At 71.2% G+C, this 24,145-nt stretch carries 19 protein-coding genes; 10 read left to right on the top strand and 9 right to left on the bottom strand.

What is annotated here, in order from left to right:
* Positions 1–196: 196 nt before the first annotated feature.
* Positions 197–778, top strand: a complete 582-nt coding sequence (locus CcI49_RS05705) for a TetR/AcrR family transcriptional regulator (RefSeq protein WP_006538301.1) — start codon at positions 197–199, stop codon at positions 776–778.
* A gap of 185 nt (positions 779–963) precedes the next feature.
* On the opposite strand, the gene CcI49_RS05700 is transcribed toward CcI49_RS05705, so the two are convergent.
* The gene (locus CcI49_RS05700) at positions 964–2,178 is read right to left on the bottom strand and encodes a CoA transferase (RefSeq protein ID WP_054567685.1); all 1,215 of its coding nucleotides are present in this window, start codon (positions 2,176–2,178) and stop codon (positions 964–966) included.
* 244 nt (positions 2,179–2,422) lie between these two features.
* Here CcI49_RS05700 and CcI49_RS05695 point away from each other — a divergent pair, with 244 nt between their 5' ends.
* The 8 genes from CcI49_RS05695 to CcI49_RS05660 all read left to right on the top strand — a co-directional run bounded on the left by CcI49_RS05695 (position 2,423) and on the right by CcI49_RS05660 (position 9,900).
* Positions 2,423–3,661: an acyl-CoA dehydrogenase family protein gene (locus CcI49_RS05695; RefSeq protein WP_054567684.1), complete on the top strand. Its 1,239-nt coding sequence runs from the start codon at positions 2,423–2,425 to the stop codon at positions 3,659–3,661.
* Complete coding sequence (locus tag CcI49_RS05690) at positions 3,658–4,938, top strand: acyl-CoA dehydrogenase family protein (RefSeq protein WP_076824775.1); 1,281 nt, start codon at positions 3,658–3,660, stop codon at positions 4,936–4,938. Before CcI49_RS05695 ends, CcI49_RS05690 begins: the two co-directional genes overlap by 4 nt.
* 152 nt (positions 4,939–5,090) lie before the next feature.
* Positions 5,091–6,317 (top strand): cytochrome P450, encoded by a 1,227-nt coding sequence (locus CcI49_RS05685; protein WP_054567682.1) that lies wholly within the window; start codon positions 5,091–5,093, stop codon positions 6,315–6,317.
* A gap of 10 nt (positions 6,318–6,327) precedes the next feature.
* Complete coding sequence (locus tag CcI49_RS05680) at positions 6,328–6,744, top strand: nuclear transport factor 2 family protein (protein WP_054567681.1); 417 nt, start codon at positions 6,328–6,330, stop codon at positions 6,742–6,744.
* A complete protein-coding gene (locus CcI49_RS05675; protein WP_054567680.1) occupies positions 6,744–7,145 on the top strand; it encodes a nuclear transport factor 2 family protein in 402 nt (133 codons plus the stop codon). Before CcI49_RS05680 ends, CcI49_RS05675 begins: the two co-directional genes overlap by 1 nt.
* Before the next feature lie 116 nt (positions 7,146–7,261).
* On the top strand, positions 7,262–8,128 hold the full coding sequence (locus CcI49_RS05670) for an LLM class flavin-dependent oxidoreductase (RefSeq protein WP_054567928.1): 867 nt from the start codon (positions 7,262–7,264) through the stop codon (positions 8,126–8,128).
* 6 nt (positions 8,129–8,134) lie between these two features.
* Positions 8,135–9,058 carry a MaoC/PaaZ C-terminal domain-containing protein gene (locus CcI49_RS05665; RefSeq protein WP_054567679.1) on the top strand — a complete coding sequence of 308 codons (924 nt, stop codon included), beginning with the start codon at positions 8,135–8,137 and terminating at the stop codon, positions 9,056–9,058.
* On the top strand, positions 9,031–9,900 hold the full coding sequence (locus tag CcI49_RS05660) for a hypothetical protein (protein WP_054567678.1): 870 nt from the start codon (positions 9,031–9,033) through the stop codon (positions 9,898–9,900). The genes CcI49_RS05665 and CcI49_RS05660 overlap by 28 nt, the downstream gene beginning before the upstream one ends.
* A 113-nt stretch (positions 9,901–10,013) precedes the next feature.
* On the opposite strand, the gene CcI49_RS05655 is transcribed toward CcI49_RS05660, so the two are convergent.
* The 5 genes from CcI49_RS05655 to CcI49_RS05635 all read right to left on the bottom strand — a co-directional run bounded on the left by CcI49_RS05655 (position 10,014) and on the right by CcI49_RS05635 (position 17,872).
* On the bottom strand, positions 10,014–10,748 hold the full coding sequence (locus CcI49_RS05655; protein ID WP_054567677.1) for an ATP-binding cassette domain-containing protein: 735 nt from the start codon (positions 10,746–10,748) through the stop codon (positions 10,014–10,016).
* The gene (locus CcI49_RS05650; RefSeq protein ID WP_054567676.1) at positions 10,745–13,801 is read right to left on the bottom strand and encodes a branched-chain amino acid ABC transporter permease/ATP-binding protein; all 3,057 of its coding nucleotides are present in this window, start codon (positions 13,799–13,801) and stop codon (positions 10,745–10,747) included. The genes CcI49_RS05655 and CcI49_RS05650 overlap by 4 nt, the downstream gene beginning before the upstream one ends.
* Before the next feature lie 156 nt (positions 13,802–13,957).
* Positions 13,958–15,241, bottom strand: a complete 1,284-nt coding sequence (locus CcI49_RS05645) for an ABC transporter substrate-binding protein (RefSeq protein ID WP_076824773.1) — start codon at positions 15,239–15,241, stop codon at positions 13,958–13,960.
* A gap of 837 nt (positions 15,242–16,078) precedes the next feature.
* The gene (locus tag CcI49_RS05640) at positions 16,079–17,101 is read right to left on the bottom strand and encodes an aldo/keto reductase (RefSeq protein WP_076824771.1); all 1,023 of its coding nucleotides are present in this window, start codon (positions 17,099–17,101) and stop codon (positions 16,079–16,081) included.
* Between the two features lie 126 nt (positions 17,102–17,227).
* On the bottom strand, positions 17,228–17,872 hold the full coding sequence (locus CcI49_RS05635; protein ID WP_054567673.1) for a TetR/AcrR family transcriptional regulator: 645 nt from the start codon (positions 17,870–17,872) through the stop codon (positions 17,228–17,230).
* Positions 17,873–18,073: 201 nt separating this feature from the next.
* Here CcI49_RS05635 and CcI49_RS05630 point away from each other — a divergent pair, with 201 nt between their 5' ends.
* On the top strand, positions 18,074–18,925 hold the full coding sequence (locus CcI49_RS05630; protein ID WP_083749325.1) for a thioesterase family protein: 852 nt from the start codon (positions 18,074–18,076) through the stop codon (positions 18,923–18,925).
* A 71-nt stretch (positions 18,926–18,996) separates the two neighbouring features.
* Here CcI49_RS05630 and CcI49_RS05625 read toward each other — a convergent pair whose 3' ends face one another.
* From CcI49_RS05625 to CcI49_RS05615, 3 genes are all read right to left on the bottom strand, one after another.
* Entirely contained in the window at positions 18,997–20,796 is a 1,800-nt protein-coding gene (locus CcI49_RS05625; protein WP_083749324.1) for a cholesterol oxidase substrate-binding domain-containing protein, read from the bottom strand.
* Between the two features lie 286 nt (positions 20,797–21,082).
* Positions 21,083–21,886 (bottom strand): SGNH/GDSL hydrolase family protein, encoded by an 804-nt coding sequence (locus CcI49_RS05620; RefSeq protein WP_076824768.1) that lies wholly within the window; start codon positions 21,884–21,886, stop codon positions 21,083–21,085.
* Between the two features lie 411 nt (positions 21,887–22,297).
* Positions 22,298–24,040 carry a hypothetical protein gene (locus CcI49_RS05615; protein ID WP_241839910.1) on the bottom strand — a complete coding sequence of 581 codons (1,743 nt, stop codon included), beginning with the start codon at positions 24,038–24,040 and terminating at the stop codon, positions 22,298–22,300.
* Positions 24,041–24,145 lie beyond the last annotated feature (105 nt).

The following is a 24,145-nucleotide window of genomic DNA, read 5'->3' as shown; positions in this document are numbered from 1 at the left end:
CCCGTCCGGCGCACCTACACCTCAACCGGCCCGCCTCGCCGGGACGCATCCGTCGCCGAGCCACCGCATCGGCCATCCCGCTAACGACTGTTAGTCCCGCCAGCGGACACTTCCATCCTGGCCGCAGGGAACTCGCGTATCATCCGGCTGAGTCGCAGTCGAGATCGGCTATCAGTTGTTAGCTAGCGGGGGAGATGTGGTCCGGGCCAGTTCGCCGCGTTCCGCGGAGATCCGCGCCGCCGCCCTCGACCTGTTCACCCGCCTCGGCTACGAGGCGACCACGATGGCCGACCTCGGCGCCGCCGTGGGCATGCGCGGGCCCAGCCTCTACAAGCACGTGGCGTCCAAGCAGGACGTGCTGGTGGAGATCATGACAGGAACCATGGAGGCGCTGCTCGCGGCGCACCGGTCCGCGGTGGCCAGCACCGACGACCCGGTGGAGCGGCTGCGGCGGGCGACCGAGGCCCACGTGCGCTACCACGCCCGGCACCGCCAGGAGGCGTTCGTCGGCAACCGCGAGCTGCGCAGCCTCGTCCAGCCGCACCGCGACCGGGTGCTGGGCCTGCGCGCCGAGTACGAGCGGTGCTTCCGGGAGCTGATCGAGGCGGGGGCGCAGGCCGGGCACTTCACGGTCGGCTCCGCGTCGCTGGCCTCGTTCGCCATCCTCGACCTGGGGATGGGCCTCGCCGCCTGGTACCGCGAGGACGGTGAGCTGACGGAGGACGCCGTCGTCTGGCAGTACAGCCAGTTCGCCCTGCGCATCGTGGGCCTGCGGTAGCCCACTCATGCCAATAGGTGCAAATGGGGCATGGGGTCGCATCGTGATCCGCAAGAATTGAGGATTGCGGTCGTTGAAGACAAGCAGCCGAAATCCTCAATTCTTGCGCGAAAGCAGCGGCGGTGACGGAAGCCCGAAGCCCGGGATTCCGCGGTTGTCGCCGCCTCCCGAGATTGCGCCGGTGGCTACGCGACGACGCCCTTGATCTTCAGGTTGAGGATCTCGTCCCAGTCGAGGCCGAGGCTCTGCAGGATCTCGTCGCCGTGCTCGTTCAGGTCGGGGGCGCGGCCGGCGGGCGCGGGCTGCTCGTCGTACTGCACCGGGGCCGCCACCAGCCGGAACGGCGTGCCGGCCGAGGTCTGGACGTCCTGCAGGTAGCCGTTGTCGGTCGCCTGCGGGTCCGTCGTGATCTCCAGCGTGGTCTGGGAGACCGCCCACTGGCCGCTGAAGTCGCGCAGCGTCTCGCGCCACTGCTCCAGCGTCCGCTGGGCGAACACCTCGGCGAGGATGTCGAAGGCCGCGTCGGTGTTCGCGCTGATCGCCGCGTGGTCGACGAAACGGGGGTCGGTGACCAGGTCGGGGCGGCCCACCAGCGTGCAGAGCTCCGGCCAGTAGCGGGCGGCCTGCAGGCAGGAGAAGACCAGGAACCGGTCGTCGCCGGTCCGGTAGGTCCCGACCAGCGGGTTGCCGGATCGGCCGGTCGGCGGCTGCCCGAGGGGGCGCTGGAGCTGGTCGGCGAGTGCGATGCCCTGCCCCATCGACCACATGCCCGCCCCCAGCAGGGAGACGTCGACGATCGTCGCCTCTCCGGTGCGCTCCCGGTGGAACAGAGCGCCCATGAGGCCGCCGGCGATGGTCATCGCGCCGATCGAGTCACCGAAGCCGGGGGCGGGTGGGAAGCGGATCTGCTCGTCGCCCGCGTTCATCAGGGCGGCGGCGATGCCGGCGCGGGCCCAGAAGGCCAGGAAGTCGTACGAACCGCGGTCGGCGTCCGCGCCGCGCTCGCCCTGGCCCGTCCCGCGGGCGTAGATGATGTTCGGGTTGTGGGCGCGGATGTGCTCCACGTCGATCTTCAGCTTCGCCCGTACCCTGGGTAGCTTGTTGGTCAGGAAGATGTCGCAGGTCGCGGCGAGGCGGTAGAGGATGTCGAGCCCATCGTCGCTGGTCAGGTCCAGTGCGAGGCTCTTCTTGTGCCGGTTGGAGTGCTCGAGCAGCACGTGGACCGAGCCGGAGACGGGGCTGGTGCCGGTCGAGGCCAGGCCGCGCATCGCGTCGCCGCGCTCGACGTGCTCGATCTTGATGACCTCGGCGCCCCAGTCGGCCAGCAGCGCCGACGCCGCGGGGACGAAGGTGTGCTCCGCCACCTCGAGGACACGAACACCTTTCATCACTGCGGTCATTTCGGTGCTTCCTCCGACGGTGGACGCTCTGTGCCGGCGAAGTGTCCTGTGCCGACGATGTGGTCTATGCTCACGATGTCCATGTTGACGTCGACATCGATTTTTAGACCCTAGCCGGACGGTGGCGCGGCTGGCAAGATCCGACGATTCTGGACGATGTTCGCCGCTGCTGCCAGGGGGCGACCCCGCGGCCGCGTACCCGGCAGGCTCGCCGTCGCCGAGATGACCCACCCGGAGGGCATGGATGGAAGTGGGACTCAGTGCTGACCAGGAGCTTCTGGTCAGCACGACCCGGAAGTACCTGCGGGCCAGCGTGCCCCCCGAGGTGCTGCGCGAGCTGCGCGACAGCCCCGTCGGCTACCAGCCGGACTTCTGGCGGACCGGCGCCGAGCTGGGCTGGACGTCGCTGCTCGTCGCCGAGGAGCGCGGCGGCGGCAGCGTCAGCGGCGCGGGGCTGCGTGATCTCGCCCTGGTCGCCTACGAGTTCGGCCGCCACGCCGCCCCCGGCCCGCTGCTGACGTCCAACGTTGTCGCGGCGGCCCTGTCGGGCGCGTTGTCGGCGGCCGGCGGCGAGGCGGGCGACGATGTGGCCGGTGGTGTGCTCGAGCGGATCTGTGCGGGGGAGGCGGTCGCGGCCTGGTGCTTCGGCGAGCCGGTGCCGCACGACGGGCTGGGCCAGGTCACCGCGACGGCCCTCGCCGCCGGCTCCGACCTGGTGCTCTCCGGGGTGAAGGCGCCGGTGGAGCACGGCGCCCAGGCGGACTACTTCCTGGTCACGGCACGCGGGGCCGACGGCGGCCTGGCGCAGCTGCTCGTGCCCGCCGACGCGCCCGGTGTGACGGTGACACCGCTGCGCACGCTCGACCTGACCCGCCGGTTCGCGCGGGTGGAGTTCTCCGACGTCCGGCTGCCCGCGGCGGCACTCGTCGGTGACCTGGGCGGGGCGGCCGCGGCCGTCGAGCGGCAGCTGTCGATCGCGCTGGTCATCCAGACCGCCGAGATGGTCGGGGCGATGGACCGGGCGTTCGAGCTGACGGTCGCCTGGGCGGCGGACCGCTACTCGTTCGGCCGGCCACTGGCCTCCTACCAGGCGCTGAAGCACCGCTTCGCCGACCTGAAGATGTGGCTGGAAGCCAGCCACGCCCTCGCCGACGCCGCGGCCGTCGCCGTGCAGGACGACGACGAGCGGGCGGCGGAGCTGGCCAGCGTGGCGAAGGCGTACATCGGGCACTACGGCCCCGAGCTCTGCCAGGACTGCGTCCAGCTGCATGGTGGTATCGGTGTGACCTTCGAGCACGACCTGCACCTCTACCTGCGGCGCACCGTCGTCGGCAGCGCGCTGCTGGGCACGCCGCGCGAACATCGGCTACGGATCGCCGGCATCCTCGAAGGACGGGGCGGCGACGCCGGCGCCGGCAAGACAGGCGCGGGAGAGTCAGGCACGGGTGAGGCCGGCGACGGCGCGCGGGAGGCGGCGGCGTGAGCAGCGACGAGATCGAGTCGGTCGAGGACTTCCGCCTGCGGGCACGCACCTGGCTGCGGGAGCACATGCCGCGCCTCGAAGTGGGCGGCGGCCGGCGGCTCGTTGTGCGGCCCGACGAGGAGGAGCTCGCCGAGGTCGCCGAGGACCGCCGCCTGCAGCGGCTGCTCTTCGACGGCGGTTTCGCCGGGCTGTGCTTCCCGAAGGAGTACGGCGGCCAGGGCCTCACCCCCGCACATGCCGAGGCGTTCAACGCCGAGCTCGTGGGCTACCGGTATCCATCGCGGCTGCAGGTGCCGACCATGACGCCGTGCGCGGCGGTGATCGCGGAGTTCGGGACCGAGGAGCAGAAGCGCCGGCACCTGCCCGCGATCCTGCGCGGCGAGGAGCTGTGGATGCAGTTCCTGTCCGAGCCCGGGGCGGGGTCGGACGTCGCCGGGGCGAAGACGAGTGCCGTGCGCGAGGGCGACGAGTGGGTGCTCAACGGCTCCAAGATCTGGACGACGGGCGCCTGGTGGTCGGACTGGGGGCTGTGCCTGGCGCGCACGAACTGGGATGTGCCCAAGCACCGTGGGCTCACCGTGTTCATGCTGCCGATCCACCAGGAGGGCGTCGAGGTCTCCCGGATCGAGATGCTCGACGGCAACAAGGAGTTCTGCCAGGAGTTCCTGACCGACGTCCGGGTGCCTGACAGTGCCCGGATCGGTGCCGTCGACGACGGCTGGACGGTGGCGACCCGCTGGCTGTTCTACGAGCGGTCGTTCAGCTCGTCCCCGTTCGCGTTGCGGCCCGCCGGTGACGTGGAGACGTTCGGCGACCCGGGCACCGGCCTGCTGCAGATCGCCGAGCGGGCCGGGCGCCTGCACGACCCGGCGGCGCGCGAGCTGGTGGGGGAGGCGCACATGCTCCGGACGGCGATGCGTGAGCTCGACGGACGCCTGCACGCCCTCATCGCGACGGGCCGGTCCTCGGACCAGATCGCCGCGGTCGGCCGGCTCATGCACGGCGTCACGATGGGCCGGCTGGCGACGATCGGGTTCGAGCTGGCCGGCGCGAGCGCGGTGGCCGCCGGCGACGACGAGCAGGCCGGCGCGCTGGGGACGAGCTATCTGCTGCGCCAGATCGGCTCGATCGGCGGCGGGACCACGGAGATCGCCCGCAACGTGATCAGCGAGCGGGTGCTGGGGATGCCGCGGGAGCTGGCCCTGGACCGCAACGTGCCGTACCGGGAGGTGCGCACGGCGCCCTCCTCGGGAGGCGGGACGGCGTCCCGCTCCTGACTGCCGCTGGCCGCACCCGCCCGCACCCCTGTTGTTGAACTCGACATCGATGTTAATGTCCGAGGTGAGGCGCAGCCGGGAGCGGGCGGGCCGGGAGTCGAGGGGTGCTGCCGTGGTCAGCTGGCCCGGTAGAGGATTGCGAAGGGACCAGCATGGACATCGCGGCCGCGGCCAGTGTCTTCACCGATCCACGGGCGTACGCGGATGACGCGCGGTTCCACGCGGCCGCCGCGCTGCTGCGGCGGGAGTCGCCGGTGCACCTCGTCGAGCACGAGAAGTTCCACCCGTTCTACGCGATCACCAAGCACGAGGACGTCATGTCCATCTCGCGGGCGTCCGACATCTGGCTGAACGCCCCCCGCCCGGCGCTCGGCCCCAAGTCGAAGGACGCCGACCGGGAGAACATCCCGATCCGCTCCCTGGTCCAGATGGACGACCCGGACCACACCGTCTACCGCCACGTGAGCGCGGACTGGTTCAAGCCGGCCGGTGTTCGCCGGCTGCGCGACCGCATCGCGGCGCTGGCGAAGCGGTATGTCGACCACATGGCCGACCTGGGCGGTGAATGCGACTTCTTCGTCGACGTCACCTCGCACTATCCGCTTTATGTGATCCTCTCGCTGCTCGGCCTGCCCGAGGAGGACTTCCCGCGGATGCTGAAGCTCACCCAGGAGCTTTTCGGCGCCGACGACGAGGAACTCGCCCGTGACGGCGACAAGCACGCCCAGATGGCCGCGCTGATCGATTTCTTCAACTACTTCCAGGCGCTGATCGCCGAACGCCGCAAGAACCCGACCGACGACCTCGGCTCGGTCATCGCGAACGCGATGATCCGTGACGTGCAGATCGGTGAGCTGGAAGCCGCCGGCTACTACACCCTGATCGCGACGGCGGGGCACGACACCACCAGCGCGGCGCTCGCCGGCGGGCTGCACGCCATGCTGGAGAACCCCGAGCAGTGGCAGCGCCTGGCCGCGGACCCGTCGCTGGTGCCGACCGCGGTCGACGAGGCCATCCGCTGGGTCTCGCCGGTCAAGCAGTTCATGCGCACCACCACCGAGGACACGGTGGTTCGTGGTGTGCCCATCGCCGCCGGCGAATCGGTGCTGCTCTCCTACCCCTCGGCCAACCGCGACGAGGACGTCTTCGACAACCCGAACACCTTCGACGTCGGCCGGTCCCCGAACCGCCACGTCGCCTTCGGTTTCGGCGCGCACTACTGCCTGGGCACCCACCTGGCCCGGCTGGAGGGCCAGGCGCTCTACGCCGAGCTGAGATCGCGAGTGCGCTCGATCGAGCTCGCCGGGACGCCGGAATACATGGAGGCGTTGTTCGTCGGCGGGCCGAAGCGCGTTCCCATCCGCTACGAGATGGCCTGACCGGACTGACATGAGCGAATTTCCCGGGAACATGGCCGCCTTTGTGGACCAGCTCGCGGTCCAGTCCGTACTGGCCCGCTACTGCCACCGCTGCGACGACGGCGACTTCGCCGGCCTCGTCGACCTGTTCACCCCGGACGGCGTCTTCACCTACGGCGACCGGACGGCGCACGGCCGCGCCGAGCTGCTCGCGTTCTTCCAGGGCACCCAGGGGCGGCCCGACCAGCGCGGCAAACACCTGACGTTCAACCTGGACGTCCGCCCGGACGGAGACACCGCCCGCAGCGTCTCGGACTACGTCTTCCTGCGCACCAGCGCGGACGGCCCGGTCCTCAGGCTCGCCGGGCGATACCACGACGAGCTGCGCCGGGTCGACGGCCAGTGGCGCATCGCCCGGCGAGACGTGATCAACCTGGAGGTGCCCTGATGCTTCCCTCTCCGGCGGACCAGGTGGCCATCGGCGACCTGCTGGCCCGGTACTGCCTGACCCTCGACCTCGACGACGTCGAGGGCTGGGTCGCGCTGTTCACCGGGGACGCCAGCTACCAGGTGTACGGGCGTTCCTTCGACGGCCACGCGGGGCTGCGCAAGATGATGGGCGCGGCACCGGGCGGGCTGCACCTCGGCGGCCCGCCCGTCATCGAGATGGACGGTGCCGACACCGCACGCACCCGGCGCAACCTGCTGTTCATCGACCGCACGGACGGAGTGTCGCGCAGCGCGGTGTACACCGACGAGCTCGTCCGCACGGCCGAGGGCTGGCGGATCAGGAACACCCGATGCCAGTTCATCACCGCGGACGGCCTCGCCGACCGGCCAGCCCGCTGAACCACGGGCCCGCGCGGCGGGTCATGGAGCACAGTGTGGAGCGGTGACAGGTCCTCGCCGAGTCCGTGGCCGCAGCCCGGCACCGGTCGGCGGCGGACGACGGAGAGGGGTTTCCTGTGCAGTTCCACCTGTACCTGCCGCAGATGCGGTTAAGTCCCGCCCAGCTGGTCGAGCGCGCCCGGGCGGCCGAGGCCGCCGGCTTCGACGGCATCGCCGGGATGGACCACATGGCGCCACCGCTCGCGGAGAACCAGCCGATGTTCTCCGCGTCCGTCACGAACACCTGGCTGGCGGCACACACGACCCGGATGACCGTCGGATCGCTGGTGCTGTGCGACGTCTTCCGCAACCCGGCGCTGCTCGCCCAGGAGTCCGTGTCACTCGACCACCTCTCGGGCGGGCGTTACGAGCTCGGCCTCGGGACGGGCTCGGTTCCCGGCGAGATCACCTCCTACGGCCTGGCGCTGCCCGAGGGCCGGCTGCGGGTGCGGCGGCTGCGCGAGACGCTGGAGATCCTGCGCGCGCTGTGGACCGGTGAACCGGTCGACTACGACGGGGAGTTCTTCCAGCTGCGCGGCGCCCGGCAGGCGCCGACGCCGCTGGGGAGCATCCCGATCCAGATCGGGGGCGCCGGCCCGAAGACGATGGAGCTGGTCGCCGCGCACGCGGACTGGTGGAACGTCCACATCGGGATCCTCGACAAGCTCGACGAGATGCGTCCACGCGCCGGGCGGGCCCGGGTGTCGATCCAGGAGCGGGTCGCGTTCGTCCCGTCGGAGGACCAGCGTGCGTCGGTGGCGGAGCTGGCACGGCGGCGCTTCGGCCGGACCGGCGTGGTCGTGGGCGACGCCGAACAGCTCGTCGAGCATTTCGGCACGCTCGCCGAACGCGGGATCGAGCGCTCCTACACCTGGTTCTGCGACTTCGCGCAGCCGGAGACACTCGCCGCGTTCGGCGAGTCCGTCATCGCGAAGCTGCGCTGACCGCCGGTGAACCTCGACGCGATCGGAACGGTCGCCGGCCCGGTGGAACGGAGCTGGTCCGCCAGGGACACCATGCTCTACGCGGTCGGGGTGGGCGCCGGGTACCCCGACCCCGGCGAGGAGCTCGCCTTCACCACCGAGAACTCCGCCGGCGTCGAACCGCGGGTGCTGCCGACCTTCGCGCTGCTGTTCACCGCGGAGGGCCCGCTGGACCTGGGCGTGGTCGGGCCGCACGACCCGGGAATGGTCGTGCACGGCGAACAGCGCATCGAGTGGTTCGGGCCGCTGCGACCGGACGGGCGGGTGCTGCTCACCGGGCGGATCGTCGACATCCTCGACAAGCGGTCCGGCGCCCTCGTGGTGACCGAGACGACGGCGAGTGATCCCGAGTCGGGCACCGCCGTCGTGCGCACCCGCACCGGGGTCTTCATCCGCGGCGCCGGCGGCTTCGGCACCCGGACGACCGCCGCCGTGCCGGCCGCACCGGCTGTGCCTGTCACGCCGGATGCGCCTGTCACGCCGGCTGTGCCGCCCGGGCGGGCGCCGGATCACTCGGTGACCTACCGGACCCTGCCCAACCAGGCCCTCCTCTACCGGCTCTCGGGTGACCGCAACCCGCTGCACTCCGATCCGGTGTTCGCGGCCGGCCGCGGCTACGACCGGCCCATCCTGCATGGCCTGTGCACCTACGGATTCACCTGCCGGGCTCTGCTGCACGCGCTCTGCGGCTCCGACCCGAGCCGGCTCCGCTCCATGTACGGCCGGTTCAGCCGGCCCGTCCTCCCCGGCCAGGCGCTCACGATCGACATCTGGGTCGACGGCCCCGATGCCGACGGCGGCCCGGCCACCTCGGCCACCTTCCGGACCAGCGCGGACGGAGTGCCCGTCCTGGAGCGCGGCCGGTGCACGTTCACCGCGGCCGGCGCATGACGGCGCCCGGGCTGACCGGAGCCGAGGCGACGGCGCCGCGCTCGTCGGCGCTGGCGGACCTCGGAATCCTGATCGAGGAGCAGGGCGCGGTCCTGAAGGCCACCATGCCCGCGGTGGCGAACCTGGCGGTGCCCGGCACGACCGCGATGCGGATCTGCGCGCTCTGCGCGCTGGCCGACACCCAGCTGGGCCTGCTTGCGGTGCGGGAGCTCGGCCCCCGCGTCCCGGTGACACTCGCTCTCGACGTCCACCTGTTCCAGCCGGTGCCGATCTCGCCGCCGGCGCGTGCCGAGGGTCCGGCTGGCGCGGCGGGTCCGGCGAGCATGGTGCACGCGACCGGACGGGTGGTGAAGACCGGGCGGGCCGTGCTCGTGACCGCCATCGAGTTCGCCGACGACACCGGCCGCCCCCTGGGCGTCGGGACGGCGCTGTTCATGGCGGCGCCGGACCCGATGCTGCTGATGCCACCAGGCATGCGCCCCCTCGACCTGTTCGCCACGGCGAGTGGGGAGCTGGCTGCGCCGTACGCGGAGCGGCTTGGCTGCCGGCGGGTCGGGGCGGGGGTGGCGTCCCTGCCGTTCACCGACGACGTCGTGAACGCCTCGGGGACGCTCAACGGCGGCATCCTGCCGCTCGCTGTCGAGGAGGCGGTGCTGTCAGCGGCACCCGGGTCGTACCTGACCTCGCTGAGCCTGCAGTACCTTCGCCCGGTGCGCCGCGGCCCGGCGGTGGCGCGGGCCGAGGTCCGCGGCGACGTCGGCACCGTCGAGGTGCACGACGCCGGCACCGGCGCGCTCGCGGTCGTCGCGACGGCACGGACGGCGCCCGCACCCTCTCGCTGACCTCCTCGGACGCGGCCGGCGCCTCCGCGCCGGCATCCGAGGAACGACCACGCGGGTAGCCGGCCGTCCCGGAAGTCAGGACCGGGACGGCCGGCGGCGCCGCGACCGTGGCGTCAGGACGCGGCGGTCGCCGCGACCTCCTCCTGATGAATGCCGAGGTAGGCGCCTTCCAGCAGTTCGGGGGAGGCGGCCAGTTCCTTGGCTGCTCCCCGCAGCACGATGCGGCCGCGGTTGAGCACGGCGGCGCTGTCGGCGACCTCGAGGGCCAGGTTGACGTGCTGCTCGACGAGGATGACCGCGCACTTGTGGTCGGCGGCGATGGCGCTGACGGTCTTGAACAGATCCTCGACGATCAGGGGCGCGAGGCCCATGCTGAGTTCGTCGATGAGCAGCACCTGGGGCTGCTGGACGAGGGCTCGCGCCATCACCAGCATCTGCTGCTCACCGCCGGAGAGGGCCCCCGCGGGCAGGTTCCACCGCTTCTCGAGCGCCGGGAAGGTCTCGAGAAGGCTCTTCGGTTTCGGGCCGTTGCGGCGGGCCGCGACCCGGATGTTCTCCTCGACGGTGAGGGTGGTGAACAGGGCGCGGTTGTCGGGGACGAGAACCACGCCGGCCGCGTTCGCGGCGGCCGGCCGGCCGTTGCGCAGCCGGGTCCCGTCAACGCTGATGGTGCCGGCCTGGGCCGGCAGCAGGCCGGCCAGGGTCAGCAGCAGCGTGGTCTTGCCGGCGCCGTTCGGTCCGAGCAGGGCCAGCACGCTGCCGGCGTCGACGGTGAGATCGACGTTGCGGAACGCGGTGGCGCTGCCGCGGCCGCCGCTGAGGTCGGTGCATTCCAGCCGGGTGCTCACTTCGTCACCGCCGAAGAGGTCGTCACGGTCGCGGGGGTGGTCGTGGCCGCGGCAGCTGCCGCGGACGCTGTCAGCGGCTCGGCGATCGCCGGTGCCGCCGGGTCCTCCGAGGCTGCCGGGTCGGCGGGTGCCGCCGCCTCCACTGGTGTCGCCGGTTCGGCCGCTGCCGCCGGGTCGGCCGCGGGTGCCGGGTCGGTCGGTGCCGTGTCCGTCGCCGCTGCCTCGTCCGCCAGGGCGTCGTGCACGGAGCCGAGGTAGGCGTCGGCGACGGCGCGGTTCGCGCGGATCGCCGCCGGGTCCCCCTCGGCGATGACCTTGCCGAAGTCGAGGACGTAGATGTAGTCGCACACGGACAGCACGAGCGAGACGTCGTGGTCCACGAGGATCACGCCGACTCCGGTGGCGCTGATGGAGCGGATGCGTTCGCCGAGCCAGACCGACTCGGTGGTGTCCAGGCCGGCGGCGGGTTCGTCCAGGAGCAGGGCCTTCGGCCCGGTGGCGCACGCCCGGGCGATCGAGACCAGCTGTCGTTCGCCCTGGCTGAGCTCGCCGGCGTGCCGGCCGGCCCGGTCGGCGAGTCCGACCAGGTCGAGCGCGGACGCCAGGGCGCGGTGGCGTTCGTCGCCGCTGGCGCCGAACAGGGCCGCGCTGACGTTCTCCTCGACGGTGAGGTCGTCGTACAGCTCGAGGGACTGGAACGTGCGGGCCAGGCCGCGGCGCACCCGGCTGTGCGTGGGCAGCCCCTCGATGTGGGTGCCGGCGAGCCGGACGGTGCCGTCGGCCCGGGTGAAACCGGTCGTCGCGTCGATCACGCTGGTCTTGCCCGCGCCGTTCGGCCCGATGAGGCCGACGATCTGGCCGGCGTCCACCCGCATCGAGACCTCGGACACCGCGGTCACACCGCCGTAGCGGACCGTCAGCCCGTCGATCTCGAGCACCGTTCCCGCCGGTGCCACCTGCGTGGTCGGCTTCGCCGGGTCGGCCTCCGCGGCCGCGTCGGGCTTGGCGAGCCCCGCCAGCACCACCGTCTCGGCGGAGGGCTCGGCCGTTTCGGCCGGTGTGCTCAGTGCGCCCGCTGCCGGCGCCGCGACCTGCTTCGCGGGGCTCTTGCCGGCGCGGCGGTGGCGTAGTCGGTCCAGTCGGTCGGCGAGGTCGTGACCACCGCTGGCGAATCCTTCGGGGTGGCCGATGAGGGCGACGAGCAGGAGGACGCCGGTGATGACGGGGAACCAGTCACCGAGGTGGACCCAGCGGTCCATCGCGATGAAGGTGATGCCGGTCGAGGCCATCACACCGGCGAGGATGCCGCCGTAGACCGAGGTGACGCCGGCGAGGTAGGCGGTGGAGAGCAGGGAGAGCCCACCGAGCGCGGTGAACGAGGCGAAGGTGACGGTGTTGAGTCGGTAGGCCAGCAGGCTGCCGCCGAGGCCGGCGATGAACGACGCGATCGCGAAGCTGGCGACCTTCACCGCGACGACGTTGATTCCGATGCCGGCGGCTGACTGCTCGTTGGCCCGGACGGCGAGCATGGCCGAGCCGAGTGCGCTGGTCCGGAGCTTGGCGACGCCGAAGGCCACCGCGACCAGCACGGCCAGGCACAGCAGGCCGAAGGGAAGGCGTGGGAAGGCGTGGCCGGTGCCGACGCTGAGGTCGAGGCCGAACAGCTTCGGCTGGGTGACCTGGGCGCCGTCGCTGTCGACGATGTCGGTGTTGCGGAACCACACGGCCTCGATCGTGTAGGCCAGCGCGAGGGTGACGATGCCGAGCGTCAGGCCTTTGAGTCGCAGGGCGGGCAGCCCGATCACCACACCGAGGACGGTGGCCGCGAGGGCGGCGAGCAGCGGCGCGAACGGGAACGGGACGTGCCAGCTCTGGGTCAGGCCGCTCAGCGTGAACGCGGCACTGCCGGCGAGCGCCAGCTGGGCGAGTGAGACCTGGCCGGCGTAGCCCGTCACGACGACGAGCGACAGGCCGATGATAGCGGCGATGAAGGTGCCGATGACCGCGGCCCGCCAGGTTCCGGTGGTGACCAGCAGGCCGAGCACACCGAGGGCGGTGCCGGACAGTGTCGGCAGCGTCAGGGACCGCGGCCGGGGCGCCCGGCCCAGCGGCTGGCGGAGCAGGCCGCCGCGGACCGTCAGGCCTCGTCCGGTGATCAGGAGGGCGACCAGGATGACCACCAGCGGGATGAGCTCCGACGAGCCGGTCTTCGGCAGCCAGGAGACGTCCTCGGAGACCAGGGACTGGGCTTCGGCCTGGAGCATGCCGATCACGATGCCGGCCGCGACCGTCGGGATGAGGTTCTTGAACCCGCCGACCACGGCGGCGGCCAGCGCCGGCACGACGAACAGCGTGTACGTGGTCGGGGACAGTGGGCTCAGCGGCGCGATGAGGATGCCGGCGGCACCGGCGGTCACCCCGCTGATCATCCAGTTGAACAGGGCGATCCGGTCCGGTGAGACGCCGCTGACGTAGGCGCCGGTCTGGGACTCCGCGACCGCCCTGGTGAGCAGGCCGAAGCGGGTGAAGCGGTAGACCGCGGTCAGCACCAGGGTCAGGACCACCACGGCGACGACCAGGTAGAAGCGGTCCGACAGGAGCTTCGCGTCGCCGAACTCCCATCGCTCCGCGGGGAAGATCGCGCTGACGCTGACGGGAGAGGTACCGAGCCGGATCGCCATCGTCGACTGGATGACGACCAGGACGCCGAGGGAGGCCACCGCCCGGGCGAGTGGGGGTGCCTCACGCAACGGCCGGAAGACCGCCAGGTACAGGATCGCACCCAGCAGGGCCCCGAGCAGCAGGGAGAGCGCGGCCGCCGGGGCCAGCGGCCAGGATCCGCCGATGTCGACCGACTCGGGCAGACCGGGTAACAGGACGAGGAGCTGCCCGTCCCGTAAGAAGGCGTAGGAGTAGGCGACGTAGAGCGCCACGGCTCCGGTCGCGAAGTTGATGACTCCCGAGCTCCGATAGGTGAGCACGAGGGCCAGGCCCAACGCCGCGTACACCCCGCCGTTTCCCAGGCCGAGAAGCAGCGAACCTATATGTTCCATCACGATCTCCCGGCATCTTCCGGATCAGTTCTGCGAGCCGTCAGGCTGGTACGGCCCCGCCCACGTGTCAAACGCCTGACGGAGCGGTCGAACCGGCCGTCGAGGATGCTCCTCGACGGCCGGTTCGTTTGCTGGATCATCTCATCGGTTCGAGATCTAGGAGTTTCCTCGCACCGTGTACGCCGTCGGCTCACCCTTGCCGTCGAGCTCGGTCGTCAGCCCACCCTGCACGCAGGCGGCCGGGGTTTCCGGGTAGGCCTTGCCGTCGCAGTGGAACTTCAGTCCGCCGGCGCCCGGCAGCTCCTTCTCCGGCATCGCCTTGATGGCCGCGGTGACCGTCGCCGGGGTGATCTCACCGGTGATGTCCTCGAGGGACGCCGCAAGGCCGGCGAACGTCACGAACATGCCCCGGCCCGCGGACGAGTCGGGCTCGATGTCCTTCCCGTAGGTCTCGACCACCGAGTTGTAGAGAAGGCTGGACGGATCGTCTCCGCCGACCGGGACGGAGGCACCGATGGTCATCCCCTCCAGCGCGTCTCCCGGCACCGCCTTGCGGGTGGCGTCGGTGATGCACTGCGAGATGGCGCTGACCTTGCCGTCGTACCCGACGGACCGCAGACCGTTGATCGCGCTGATGCAGAACGAGTCGTTGCCGATGATGAACACCAGCCCGGACTTGTTGCTCACGACGCTCTGCATCTGCGGCGTCATGTCGGCGGTGCCCGGAGCGATGCGGATCAGCTGGTACTCGAGACCCGCCTTCTTCATCAGGCCGGGTGCGACCTCCTCCGCGCTGTGCAGCGCGGCCGGCACGTCGATGACCACCGTCGTGACCTTCTTGATGCCCTCGTCCTTCGCCAGGCTGATGGGCAGGTTCAGCACCGCGAAGTTCGGGTCGCCCACGGTGAAGCTGGTGGGGTCGGACAGGATCGACGGGCTGCCGGCGCCGAAGAACATCGTCGGGATGTCCGCGTCGGACAACGGCTTCCAGACAGCCTCGGCGACGGCGGACTCGCCGACCGCGACCGCGACGACGTTCTTCTCGACCAGCTGGTTGCCGCAGTCGGTGCCCTTGGCCGGGTCCGCCTGGGTCTCGCAGGTCACCACCTCGACGGGCCGGCCGCCGATGCCCCCGCGGTGCTCGTTCAGGTACTTGGCGGTGGCGTCCGCGACGGCGAACTGCACGGAGTTGTCGATTCCGGCGGACTTGCCGTCCGAGACGATGCCGATCTTGACGGGCTCGCCCGCGGCCTTGTCGACCGGGCCGAGCGCACCCGCGGCCGCGCTCGCGTCCGCCGGGCTGGGCGTGGCCTCATCGTCCGAGCTGCAGGCGGCGACAAACAGGAGCGCGGCTAAGGGCGCGGCTAAGCCCGCCCGCACCAACCGCCGCCGCGCCGGTCTCGGTGTCGGCCGGCCGCCGGGGGCCACCGTGTGCTGCATATACGTCTCCTCAAAGTCGTCGGAACCGCCGCACCATGGAGCATGAAAAATACATACCTGTGGGGGACCGGCCGGTCTCACAAGCCCGCATTCAGATTGGCTGAACATTGTCCGGGGCGAAGGTGGGCACATGCTCCCAACTTTTGACGTGGGCGTCAACGTGTCGGTCGCTCGCGACGAATACCCAGGTGTCGGACCCGCCCTGGGTGCCTCCGGCAGAGGTCCCGATCGCCTCCATCGGCCCGTAACACCCCGCCCAGGGCTGCCGAGACGGTATCTACACCGGTGGTGTCGACATGGCCGGTCGGGCCGACATCGAGACTTTGCGCGATGAACCCGCCCCCGGTGTGGAACGGGTTTCAGGACTTCCGGCGGGCCGAGGCCTCCCGGCCCAAGAGCGCTTTCCTGTTTTTGGCGGATGCACAGATTTTTGGCGTACGCACGGTCGCGTCCGGGTGCGAAAGACCGGCACCTTTGTGCTCCGGCACAAGGTCCGTCCGCCGTATCCGCCCCCGCCGCGGTTCGCGCGGATCCGCGGATGCACGTGTCACGAGGAGGTCCGGCGAACACGCGGGCACGGCGCGCGGGCGCGGGTGCGGGTGCGGTGCGCGGGCGCGGTGCGTGGGAGGGGAACGCGGGGCGCGGGTGTGGCGTGCAGAGCGCGAGTGACGGCCCGCGTCCTGCCGGGGGGACCTCGGTACCACCGCTGTCCGCCCCGGCAGGAGCACTGCATACCGGCAGGCGTCGCTCTACCGGCAGGCGTCGCTCATCAGCCGCGACGCGGCTCGGTGTCGGTCACATCGGTGTCGGCCAGCGGACTCCGGCCGACGGTGCCGGTCAGCGGCGGCGCAGCGCGGAGTCGGCGAGGGCCGGCGGGACGTAGCCGGCGTCCTCCGGGTTGACGTTGACGCCGGGCGGGACGATCTCGTCGATCCGGTCCAGGGTCGCGGTGTCCAGGGTGATGTCGGCCGCGGTGAGCTGGCTTTCCAGGTGATCCATCGTGCGCGGGCCGATGATCGCCRAGGTCGCCGCCGGATGGCGCAGCACGAACGCCAGCGCCAGCTCGATCAGGCTGATGCCGACCTCGGCGGCGAGGTCCCCGAAGGCGATCGCGGCCTCGACCTTGCGCTGGTTCGCCGGGACGGACAGATCGAACCGGCCCGGCACCCGCGCTGTCCGCGTGCTGGTGACCTCACCGCCGTCGCGGGTGTAGCGCCCGGAGAGGAAGCCGCCGGCGAGCGGGCTCCACGGCAGCACCCCGAGCCCGTACCGCTGCGCCACCGGCAGCAGGTCGGCCTCGATGCCGCGCACCAGCAGCGAGTACGGCGGCTGCTCGGTGACGAACCGCTCGCGGTTGCGGCGCTCGGCGACCCACTGCGCCTCGACGACCTCGTGCGCGGGGAACGTCGAGCTGCCGAAGTAGCGGATCTTGCCGGCGCGGACCAGGTCGGTCAGCGCGCTGAGCGTCTCGTCGATGTCGGTCGACGGGTCGGGGCGGTGCACCTGGTAGAGGTCGATCCAGTCGGTGCCGAGGCGCCGCAGGCTGTTCTCCACCTCGGTGACGATCCAGCGCCGCGACAGCCCGCGCTGGTTGGTGTCCGGCCCCATCGGCATGAACAGCTTGGTCGCGAGCACCACGTCGTCGCGGCGACCGGCGAGTGCCTTGCCGACGATCTGCTCCGACTCGCCGTTCGAGTAGATGTCGGCGGTGTCGATGAAGTTGACCCCGGCGTCCAGCGCCCGGTGGATGATCTTTGTGGAATCGTCATGGTCCTGGTTGCCCCAGGCGCCGAACATCATCGCGCCCAGGCAGAGCGGGGAGACCCGCACGCCGGTGCGGCCAAGTACTCGGTAGTCCATGTCGACGAGCTTTCGCCGTTGATCAACAGGGCGCAATCCCTCTGGTGAAAATTTCACCATGTCGATCGGGAAGTGACGGTTGTTGGAGTTGGTCGCCTTCCGACCCCGCTCGGCGATTCCGCCGAGCTACGGGGCGGCGTTCGGAGTGACCGTGCCGAGCAGGTGGTCGAGGTGATCGAGGATGCCTGCGCGCACGTCCCGGTAGGGCTCGATGCCGCCGGCGGCCCGGCAGAGCAGGACCGCGCCCTCGACCGCCGCCACGGTCATCGCGGCGAAGCGGACGGCACGCGCGGCGTCCACCCCATCGCTGGTGAGGCAGCCGGCGATCGCCGCCCGCCACCGGTCGAAGGCGTCGTTGGCGACAGCGCGCAGCATGCCGTCGGTGTCCTCGGCGCTCAGGGCGACCGCGGCCACCGGGCACCCGGCCGGCCCACCGCCGCCGATCAGGATCTGCTCGGCGAGGTCGAGCACGGCGCGGACGGCGTCGCCGGGCGCGGCGTCGGCGCAGGCGGCCTCGATGCGCTGTGCGACCCGGTCACCAGCCCAGCGCGCGGCGTCCACCCCGATCTGGGTCTTGCCGCCGGGGAAGTGGTGGTAGATCGCACCACGGGCGGCGTGGGCGCGGGCCACGACATCCCGGCACCCGGTGCCGTCGTAGCCGCGTTCGCGGAACAGCTCCGCCGCCGCCACGACCATCCGCGCCCTGGTGTCCCGGCGGCCGGCGGGAGGTGCGCCGCCGCTGCCGACCGGCTTCCCCGTGCGGTCTGCCATCCGTTCCGTCCTCTCCGGTCCGCGAGCGTGCGGCTGGCTGGGCCTGGTCGACGCCGACGATCCGTCGCCTCTCGCGGGTGCCCGGCGGCGCACTGGCGCCGCTCCAGCTTGACTAGGACAGGCGTCCTCGACAAGCTCTAGGACAACTGTCCTAGAATCTGCTTCGTCCTCATCGGACGGACGGGGCTATCGAGGTGATCCGTGAACACGTCGGACCAGGCCTTCTTCCTCCCCGTCGGCACGGTGCCCGCCGGAGCCGGCGCCGGCTCCGCCGACGCGGCGGTCCTGCGCGCGACCCCCACGAGCCATGGCCCCTGGTCGGAGCGGCAGCAGCACGGCGGGGCGACCAGCGCCGTGCTCACCCGGGCCCTCGAACAGGCGGCGGACGAGGCCGGCCTGGTGGGCGGCCACCTGGCCAGGATCGCGGTCGACTTCCTGGCACCCGTCCCCGTCGGGGACGTCCAGGTCAAGGCGGCAGTGGTTCGGCCCGGCCGGAAGGTGGCGCTGCTGCGGGCCGAGGTGGGCGACGGTGAGCGGACCTGGGCGAGCGCCCAGGCCTGGTGGCGACGGGTCGCCCCGGGAACCGTGCCGGATCTCGGCCTCACCCAGCTCGAGCCCCTGCCGGCACCCGAGACGGTGCATTCGGCCATCCCGGACAGTGACATCGCCCGGTTCCTCGCCCGCGGCTACATCGCCGCCGTGGACTGGCGCCCCGTGGACGGGCACGTCGTCGAACCCGGCCCGTGCACGGTCTGGGCTCGTCCGCAGGTCCCGCTGGTGGCCGGGGAGACCATCAGCCCGACCCAGCTGACGATGCTCCTCGCTGACGCGGGCAGCGGGGTGAGCGCCGTGCTCGACCCCCGAACCCACCTGTTCACGAACGTCGACCTCGTCGCCAGCCTGCTGCGCCAGCCCGAGGGCGAGTGGATCAGCATGCGCGCGACGACCATGGTCGACAACGCCGGCGGCGGCACCACCACGACCGTGCTCGGAGACGTGAAAGGAACGTTCGGCCAGACGCTGCACACCCTGTTCGTCGCACCGCACGGCTGAGTACGCCGCACCGTGCGGCCGACGGCCGGATCGCACGGCTGGCTCCCTACCGCACGGCCGGCGTCTTCCCGCTATGGGACGAGGGCGTCGAGCAGGGGGGTGGTGAAGATGCGGTGTGGGTCGAAGGAGTTGAGCGTGCTGCGGGCGGTGTCCCAGTTGTCGGCGGCGGGCTGGCCGGCGCGGTAGGCGTTGGGGATGGTCGTGCCGATCGTCGGGCCGTCGGCCCAGGCGGCCGTGGTGGTGTAGGCCCAGCCCTTCGACCATTCGGGGCGCACGGCGGCGTAGTTCCCGCTGAAGTTGCCGAAGATCCAGGCCTCGACCTCGCGGAAGAACTGGTTTGAGTACGGCGTGCCGGGCACCGTGAGAATGTCGAGCCAGACAGCCACATCCCAGTCGGAGTGGTCCGGCCGTGGCCGGACCGCGGACAGCTGTGGTGAACCGGCCGAGGTGACCCCGACATCGCCGGTGGCGTCCAGCCCGGTGACCCGGATCTCCACCGGGCCGTTCATGGGATAACGCCCCTGATCCTGGTAGGCCGTGAGCCGGGACCGGTAGTACGTACAGAACTCGTTGACCACCCGCTGGATGTTCGCGCGGCTGGTGAGAATGGCGTAGCCGTTCGCGGTGACCCGCAGCGTCGTCGGGCGCACGTACAACAGCAGGTTCTTCGACCAGCCCCAGATGTCATAGGTCGCGGTCGTGATGAGGCCGGTGCCGACGAGCGCGATCTGGGTCTGCCCGAACGTCGGCGTGAGTGACCCGTTTCCGGCGATGATCTGCGCGATCAGGTCGGTGGCCTGCTTCGGCAGGTTGTCGGAGAACCCGTAGTTGTACGGGCTGTTCACCGTACGGGAAAGCAGCGGCCGGGACGGGCTGCGGCTCCAGACCTTGAGCCACGGATTGTCGGTGAACGGGAACCAGATGGCCTCGACCCGGCCGGCGCTCTCCGCGTAGCTGGCGAACGTCCGCGTCGCCCCGGAGCCGGGAGCGGCGAACAGCTGCGTCCACGGAATGTCGAACCAGCTCTGGCAGCGTAACCGCTGGTTGGCGCCGACCTGCAGCACGACCTCGGTGAGGAACGCCCGGCCAAGGTGGGTGAGGAACGCCTTCGACGCCGCCTCGGAGCGGCTGAAGGTGCGCAGCGCGTACGCGTTCGCCGACGAATCCCAGACGACCGCGGTGAACGAGACGATCAGATTGCTCAGCGAGCCGTAGGTCGTGCCCGCCACCGGGGTCTCGCCGGTGGCCGGAATGGCTGTGCCATGGCCACCGATGGCCAGCACGCCGCCGACGGTCAGATCTCCGGGCGCGGGGGTGGCGGTCAGGCCGTAGCCGGCGGTCTCCAGCCGGGTGAGCAGGGTTTCCATGGTCACACCGGTCTGGGTGCGCACAGTGGCGGGGGAACCGGCGGCGACGGTGACGGCGGTGAGATGCTCGGTGGTGTCCACGAGGACGACACCGGCTCCCTGCGAGCCGGCGGGCAGGGTCAGCGGCGACCAGTTGTGGCCGCTGCCCCGGGCGCGGATGCGGTAGCCGTTGGCATGGGCCCAGTTGGCGATCGTGACGACGTCCGCCGGGGAGGCCGGTGCCGCGGTCCACACGTCATCGACGGCGATCTCGCCGGACCAGTTCTCGTAGGCCTGCCGGTAAAGCGGTATCGCGGCGGGGAAGTTCGGCGGGGTCGGGGTCGCCGCGGCGGCGGCGGAGATCCGGGACAGCGGTGTCCAACCCGCGAGGCCGGCCGCCGCGGCGGCGAGCACCGACCGGCGCGACGTCTTCCTGGCCCGCGGGGCTGCCGCGGGCTCCGCCGCCGGCCCGAATTCGGCCACGTGGTCCTCATGGTCCTCGTGCGCAACATGACGCGATTCCATCGCAGGCTCCCTTTGCATGCGGACGAAATGAGGCGTGCCGGTGGGCCGACACGCCGTCCGAATATCTGCTGGCCATGGGAAATGGTCGCGTTGCCAGTGTTCCGAGTGTAAGGAATGTGGTCAAAGGAAACCAGGGCGAAGTGGTGGGTGAGGGTAAATCGACGGCCGCCCGCAGCGGTGTTTCGGTGGTGACCGATCCGGCCGAATTCTTAGCTTGATGTGGAGTGGCAGTAAATGTCTGGTATGCCTGGCTCCGGGCTGGGGAACGGGTTCGCTGCGGCTGTGCTCAGCCGATGAGGGAACGGACCAGCGGGGTGTAGCCGCTGGCGTAGCCCGCACGGGTGGGGTGGTAGGACTCGCCGAGGGCCGAAATCACCAGACCGTTGGTGAAAGGCGTGCTGGCGCATACATCGTGCCCGGCCCAGGCGGGATTCGGGTTTCCGTAGACGAACCCGGCGGCCTGGGCCCGGTCCGCCAGGACTGCGTCGAGGTTGTCCACCAGGTTGTTGAGGGCGGCCTGCTTCGCAACGGTCACCCCGGGCRCCGCGGAGCACGTACGGTCCGCGAACGGCCGTGGATATCCGAGCACGACGACGGTGGCGGACGGCGCCTTCGACCTGATGGCCGCGAACGTGGTGTCGAGCTTCGCCGGAAGTTCGCCGGTGATCCGTGCGTTCGAGGTGTCGACCGTGGACGTGCAGTCGGAAAGCGTGCAGCTGCGCACCAGGTCGCCGAACCCGATGTCGTTTCCGCCGATGGTGATGGTGACGTACTTCGTCTCCGGGGTGAGGGCGTTCACCTGTGAGTCGGTCACGTCCGAGGTGACCGCCCCGCCACACGCGGCGAGGGTGAGCTCGGTGCCGGGCCGCTGACTGGCGACGAGATAGGGGTAGGAATAGGTGCTGCGGGCGCAGTCGGCGTCGAGATCGCTGCTTCCCGCTCCACTGCCCGAGGAGTAGGAGTCCCCGAGGGCCACGTACCGGTCAGGCGTCGCGGCCTGTGCGGGAGCGGTGCTCACGGACCCCGAGAACGCCGCGACGAGGGTGGTGACGGCGGGCGCGAGCACACGACGACGAAAGAAGTTCTCCACGTCTTTCCCTTCGTCCTGGTGATGCCTGGTGGAGCCTGGCGAAAGGAAAATCAGGTGTGCAGGCGCGGGGAGAGGCCCTCGGCGCGAGACCGATGGCCCCGGACCGGCTGTTGTCAGCCCCCGCGGTGGCGGCGTCGAGGCGCCGGTCGGCCGTCTGTTCCGGAGCACGCGACCAGCCCGCTCCGACCGACGGCTCGCCCGGTAGATCGTATGCGAGCGCCATGCCTGCCGGGCCGGTGCCGACGCCGCCGGTCTGATCTTGCCGTGATCGGGCACCACGGCGCGCCGTCGCCGCCGTCGCCGCGGTCGGTGACCCGGCCGGCGGCGCGCCGGTGCCGTGGCGTACCGGCCGCCCACCGGCGCGACGGCGGGGGAGAGGCCCGCCGCCGCGCCTCGTGGTGGGGCCGCCGGCTACGTGCGGTTCGCCGGCTGCCGGTAGGCCTTGCCGTCGATGGTGGTCGTCAGGGTGCCGGTCGCCTCGAAGATGTTGGTCAGGACGTCGATCGTCAGGTGGAACCCGTCCGGGCTGCTCTTCTTCGTGTTCGTCGTCGTGGTCCCGTCCTTCGCCCGGACGGTCTGGGTCAGGTCGGAGAACCAGTCGACCTTCGACGTCGTCAGTGCCGGCACGGTCACCGTCACCTTCTCGGTGCCGTTGAGGGTGCTGACACCGTCGTCGGTGAAGTCGGTGTAGGCCACGGCGACGGTCTCGACCGCGACCTTGTCGGCGCTCTCGGTGACCTCGACCTTCGCCGAGCCGCCCCTGGCGCCGGTGACGGTGTAGGTGCCCGCCGGCACGTGCGGCCGGCTCGGGATCGCGCTGCCCGGGACGTACTTCACGCCCCACGGGACGTCGTCCGGGATCGGCGCCACCTTCGGTGCCGGCGCGGGTTCGCGGCTGGTCAGCTCGGCGATCATCATCCGGTACGTGCGGCCGCCCTGCGCGGTGGACGTCTCGCACGGCAGCGGGTTCTCGCCGCCGCAGGCGGGGGAGGTGGCCAGCGCCTGCCAGTAGACGATGGCCGTGCCGTCGGGTGACCACCTCGGGTCGGCCATGCCGTTCCAGTTCGGGTCGTTGACGCTGCCCGGGCTGCCGTCGCCCGCGGCGTTGATCCGCTGGCCCTGGTAGTCGCCGCGGTCGCCGTAGCGGTCGATGAGGATCGGCTGGAAGAACCGCCGCATCCCGTTGTTGCGGGTCGACGAGGTCGCGCTGGTGGTGACCATGTCGGTGATCGGGGGGACGTCCCGCATGGCCGCCAGGAACATCTGCCGGTCGGAGCCGCGGGTGTCCATCGCGACCGTCCAGTTACCGTCGGGGGAGAGGTCGACCGGGTCGACGTACTCCGGGTTCGCGGTCAGGCGGCGTACCTTGCCCGTGGTCAGGTCGGCGGCGAAGACATCGATGTTGGACGACTCCTCGGGATACCCGATGTAGGTGACCTCCTTCCCGTCGGCGCTGAAACCGCGCAGCTCGCCCACGGACAGCGCGTCGCGGTCGTAGACCAGCGCGGCCGGGTCCGAGGCGTCGACGGACATCGGCTGCGTGTCGGCCGGGTCGAAAAGCCGGGTCACGTTGACGACGTCGTAGCGCGGCGCCAGCGGTGTGCCGGTGGTCGGGGCCGGGTCGAACTCCAGCCGCCCCAGGTAGGCGAACTGGCCGAACCGGCCGTTGCCGATCGTGAAGCTGCTGAACCCGAGGTGGACGTCGTCCGGGTGGATGCGCAGCTCGCGCAGGCTGCCGCCCTTGCCGGAGCCGTCCGCGGTGTTCTCCCACCGGATCGGGTAGATGTGGGTCTCGGCCGGGGTGCACGCCTCGTCGGCGAGCGGATGCTCCCCGCAGTCGAGGATGTTGGTGCCGAACAGCACGCGCTTTCCGTCGCGGAAGGGCTGCGGGTAGTCCATCGCCTGGTTGGTGCTCACCGCGTTCGCCGCCGGCACACCGCAGGTGAGGCATTTCCAGGCGTCACCGCCCGCGAAGGTCTTCCCGTCCGTCCGCACGATGATCAGCTGGCCGCCGCTGTAGACGCTGGCGGGATCGGGCGCGGCGGGCGCGCCGGCGAAGGTGACCCGGGCGGTGACGCTCTTCCCGTCCGGCAGATAGCCGCCGGACTGGAAGCCGCCGCGCCCGGAGAGACAGCCCGTGTGATGCGGGTTCACGGCTGCCGTGCAGGCGCCCGGATCATCGCTGGGCGCGACCGGTGGAAGCGGCAGTTCGCGTACCGAAATCGGCTCGTCCCTGGGCGGAGCGGGAATCCCGCCGGT

Source organism: Frankia sp. CcI49 (assembly GCF_001983215.1).
In the GTDB taxonomy this organism is placed as follows: Bacteria; Actinomycetota; Actinomycetes; order Frankiales; family Frankiaceae; genus Parafrankia; species Parafrankia irregularis.
The sequence above is the reverse complement of the archived record's forward strand: the minus strand, read 5'-3'. Positions and strand labels throughout refer to the sequence as shown.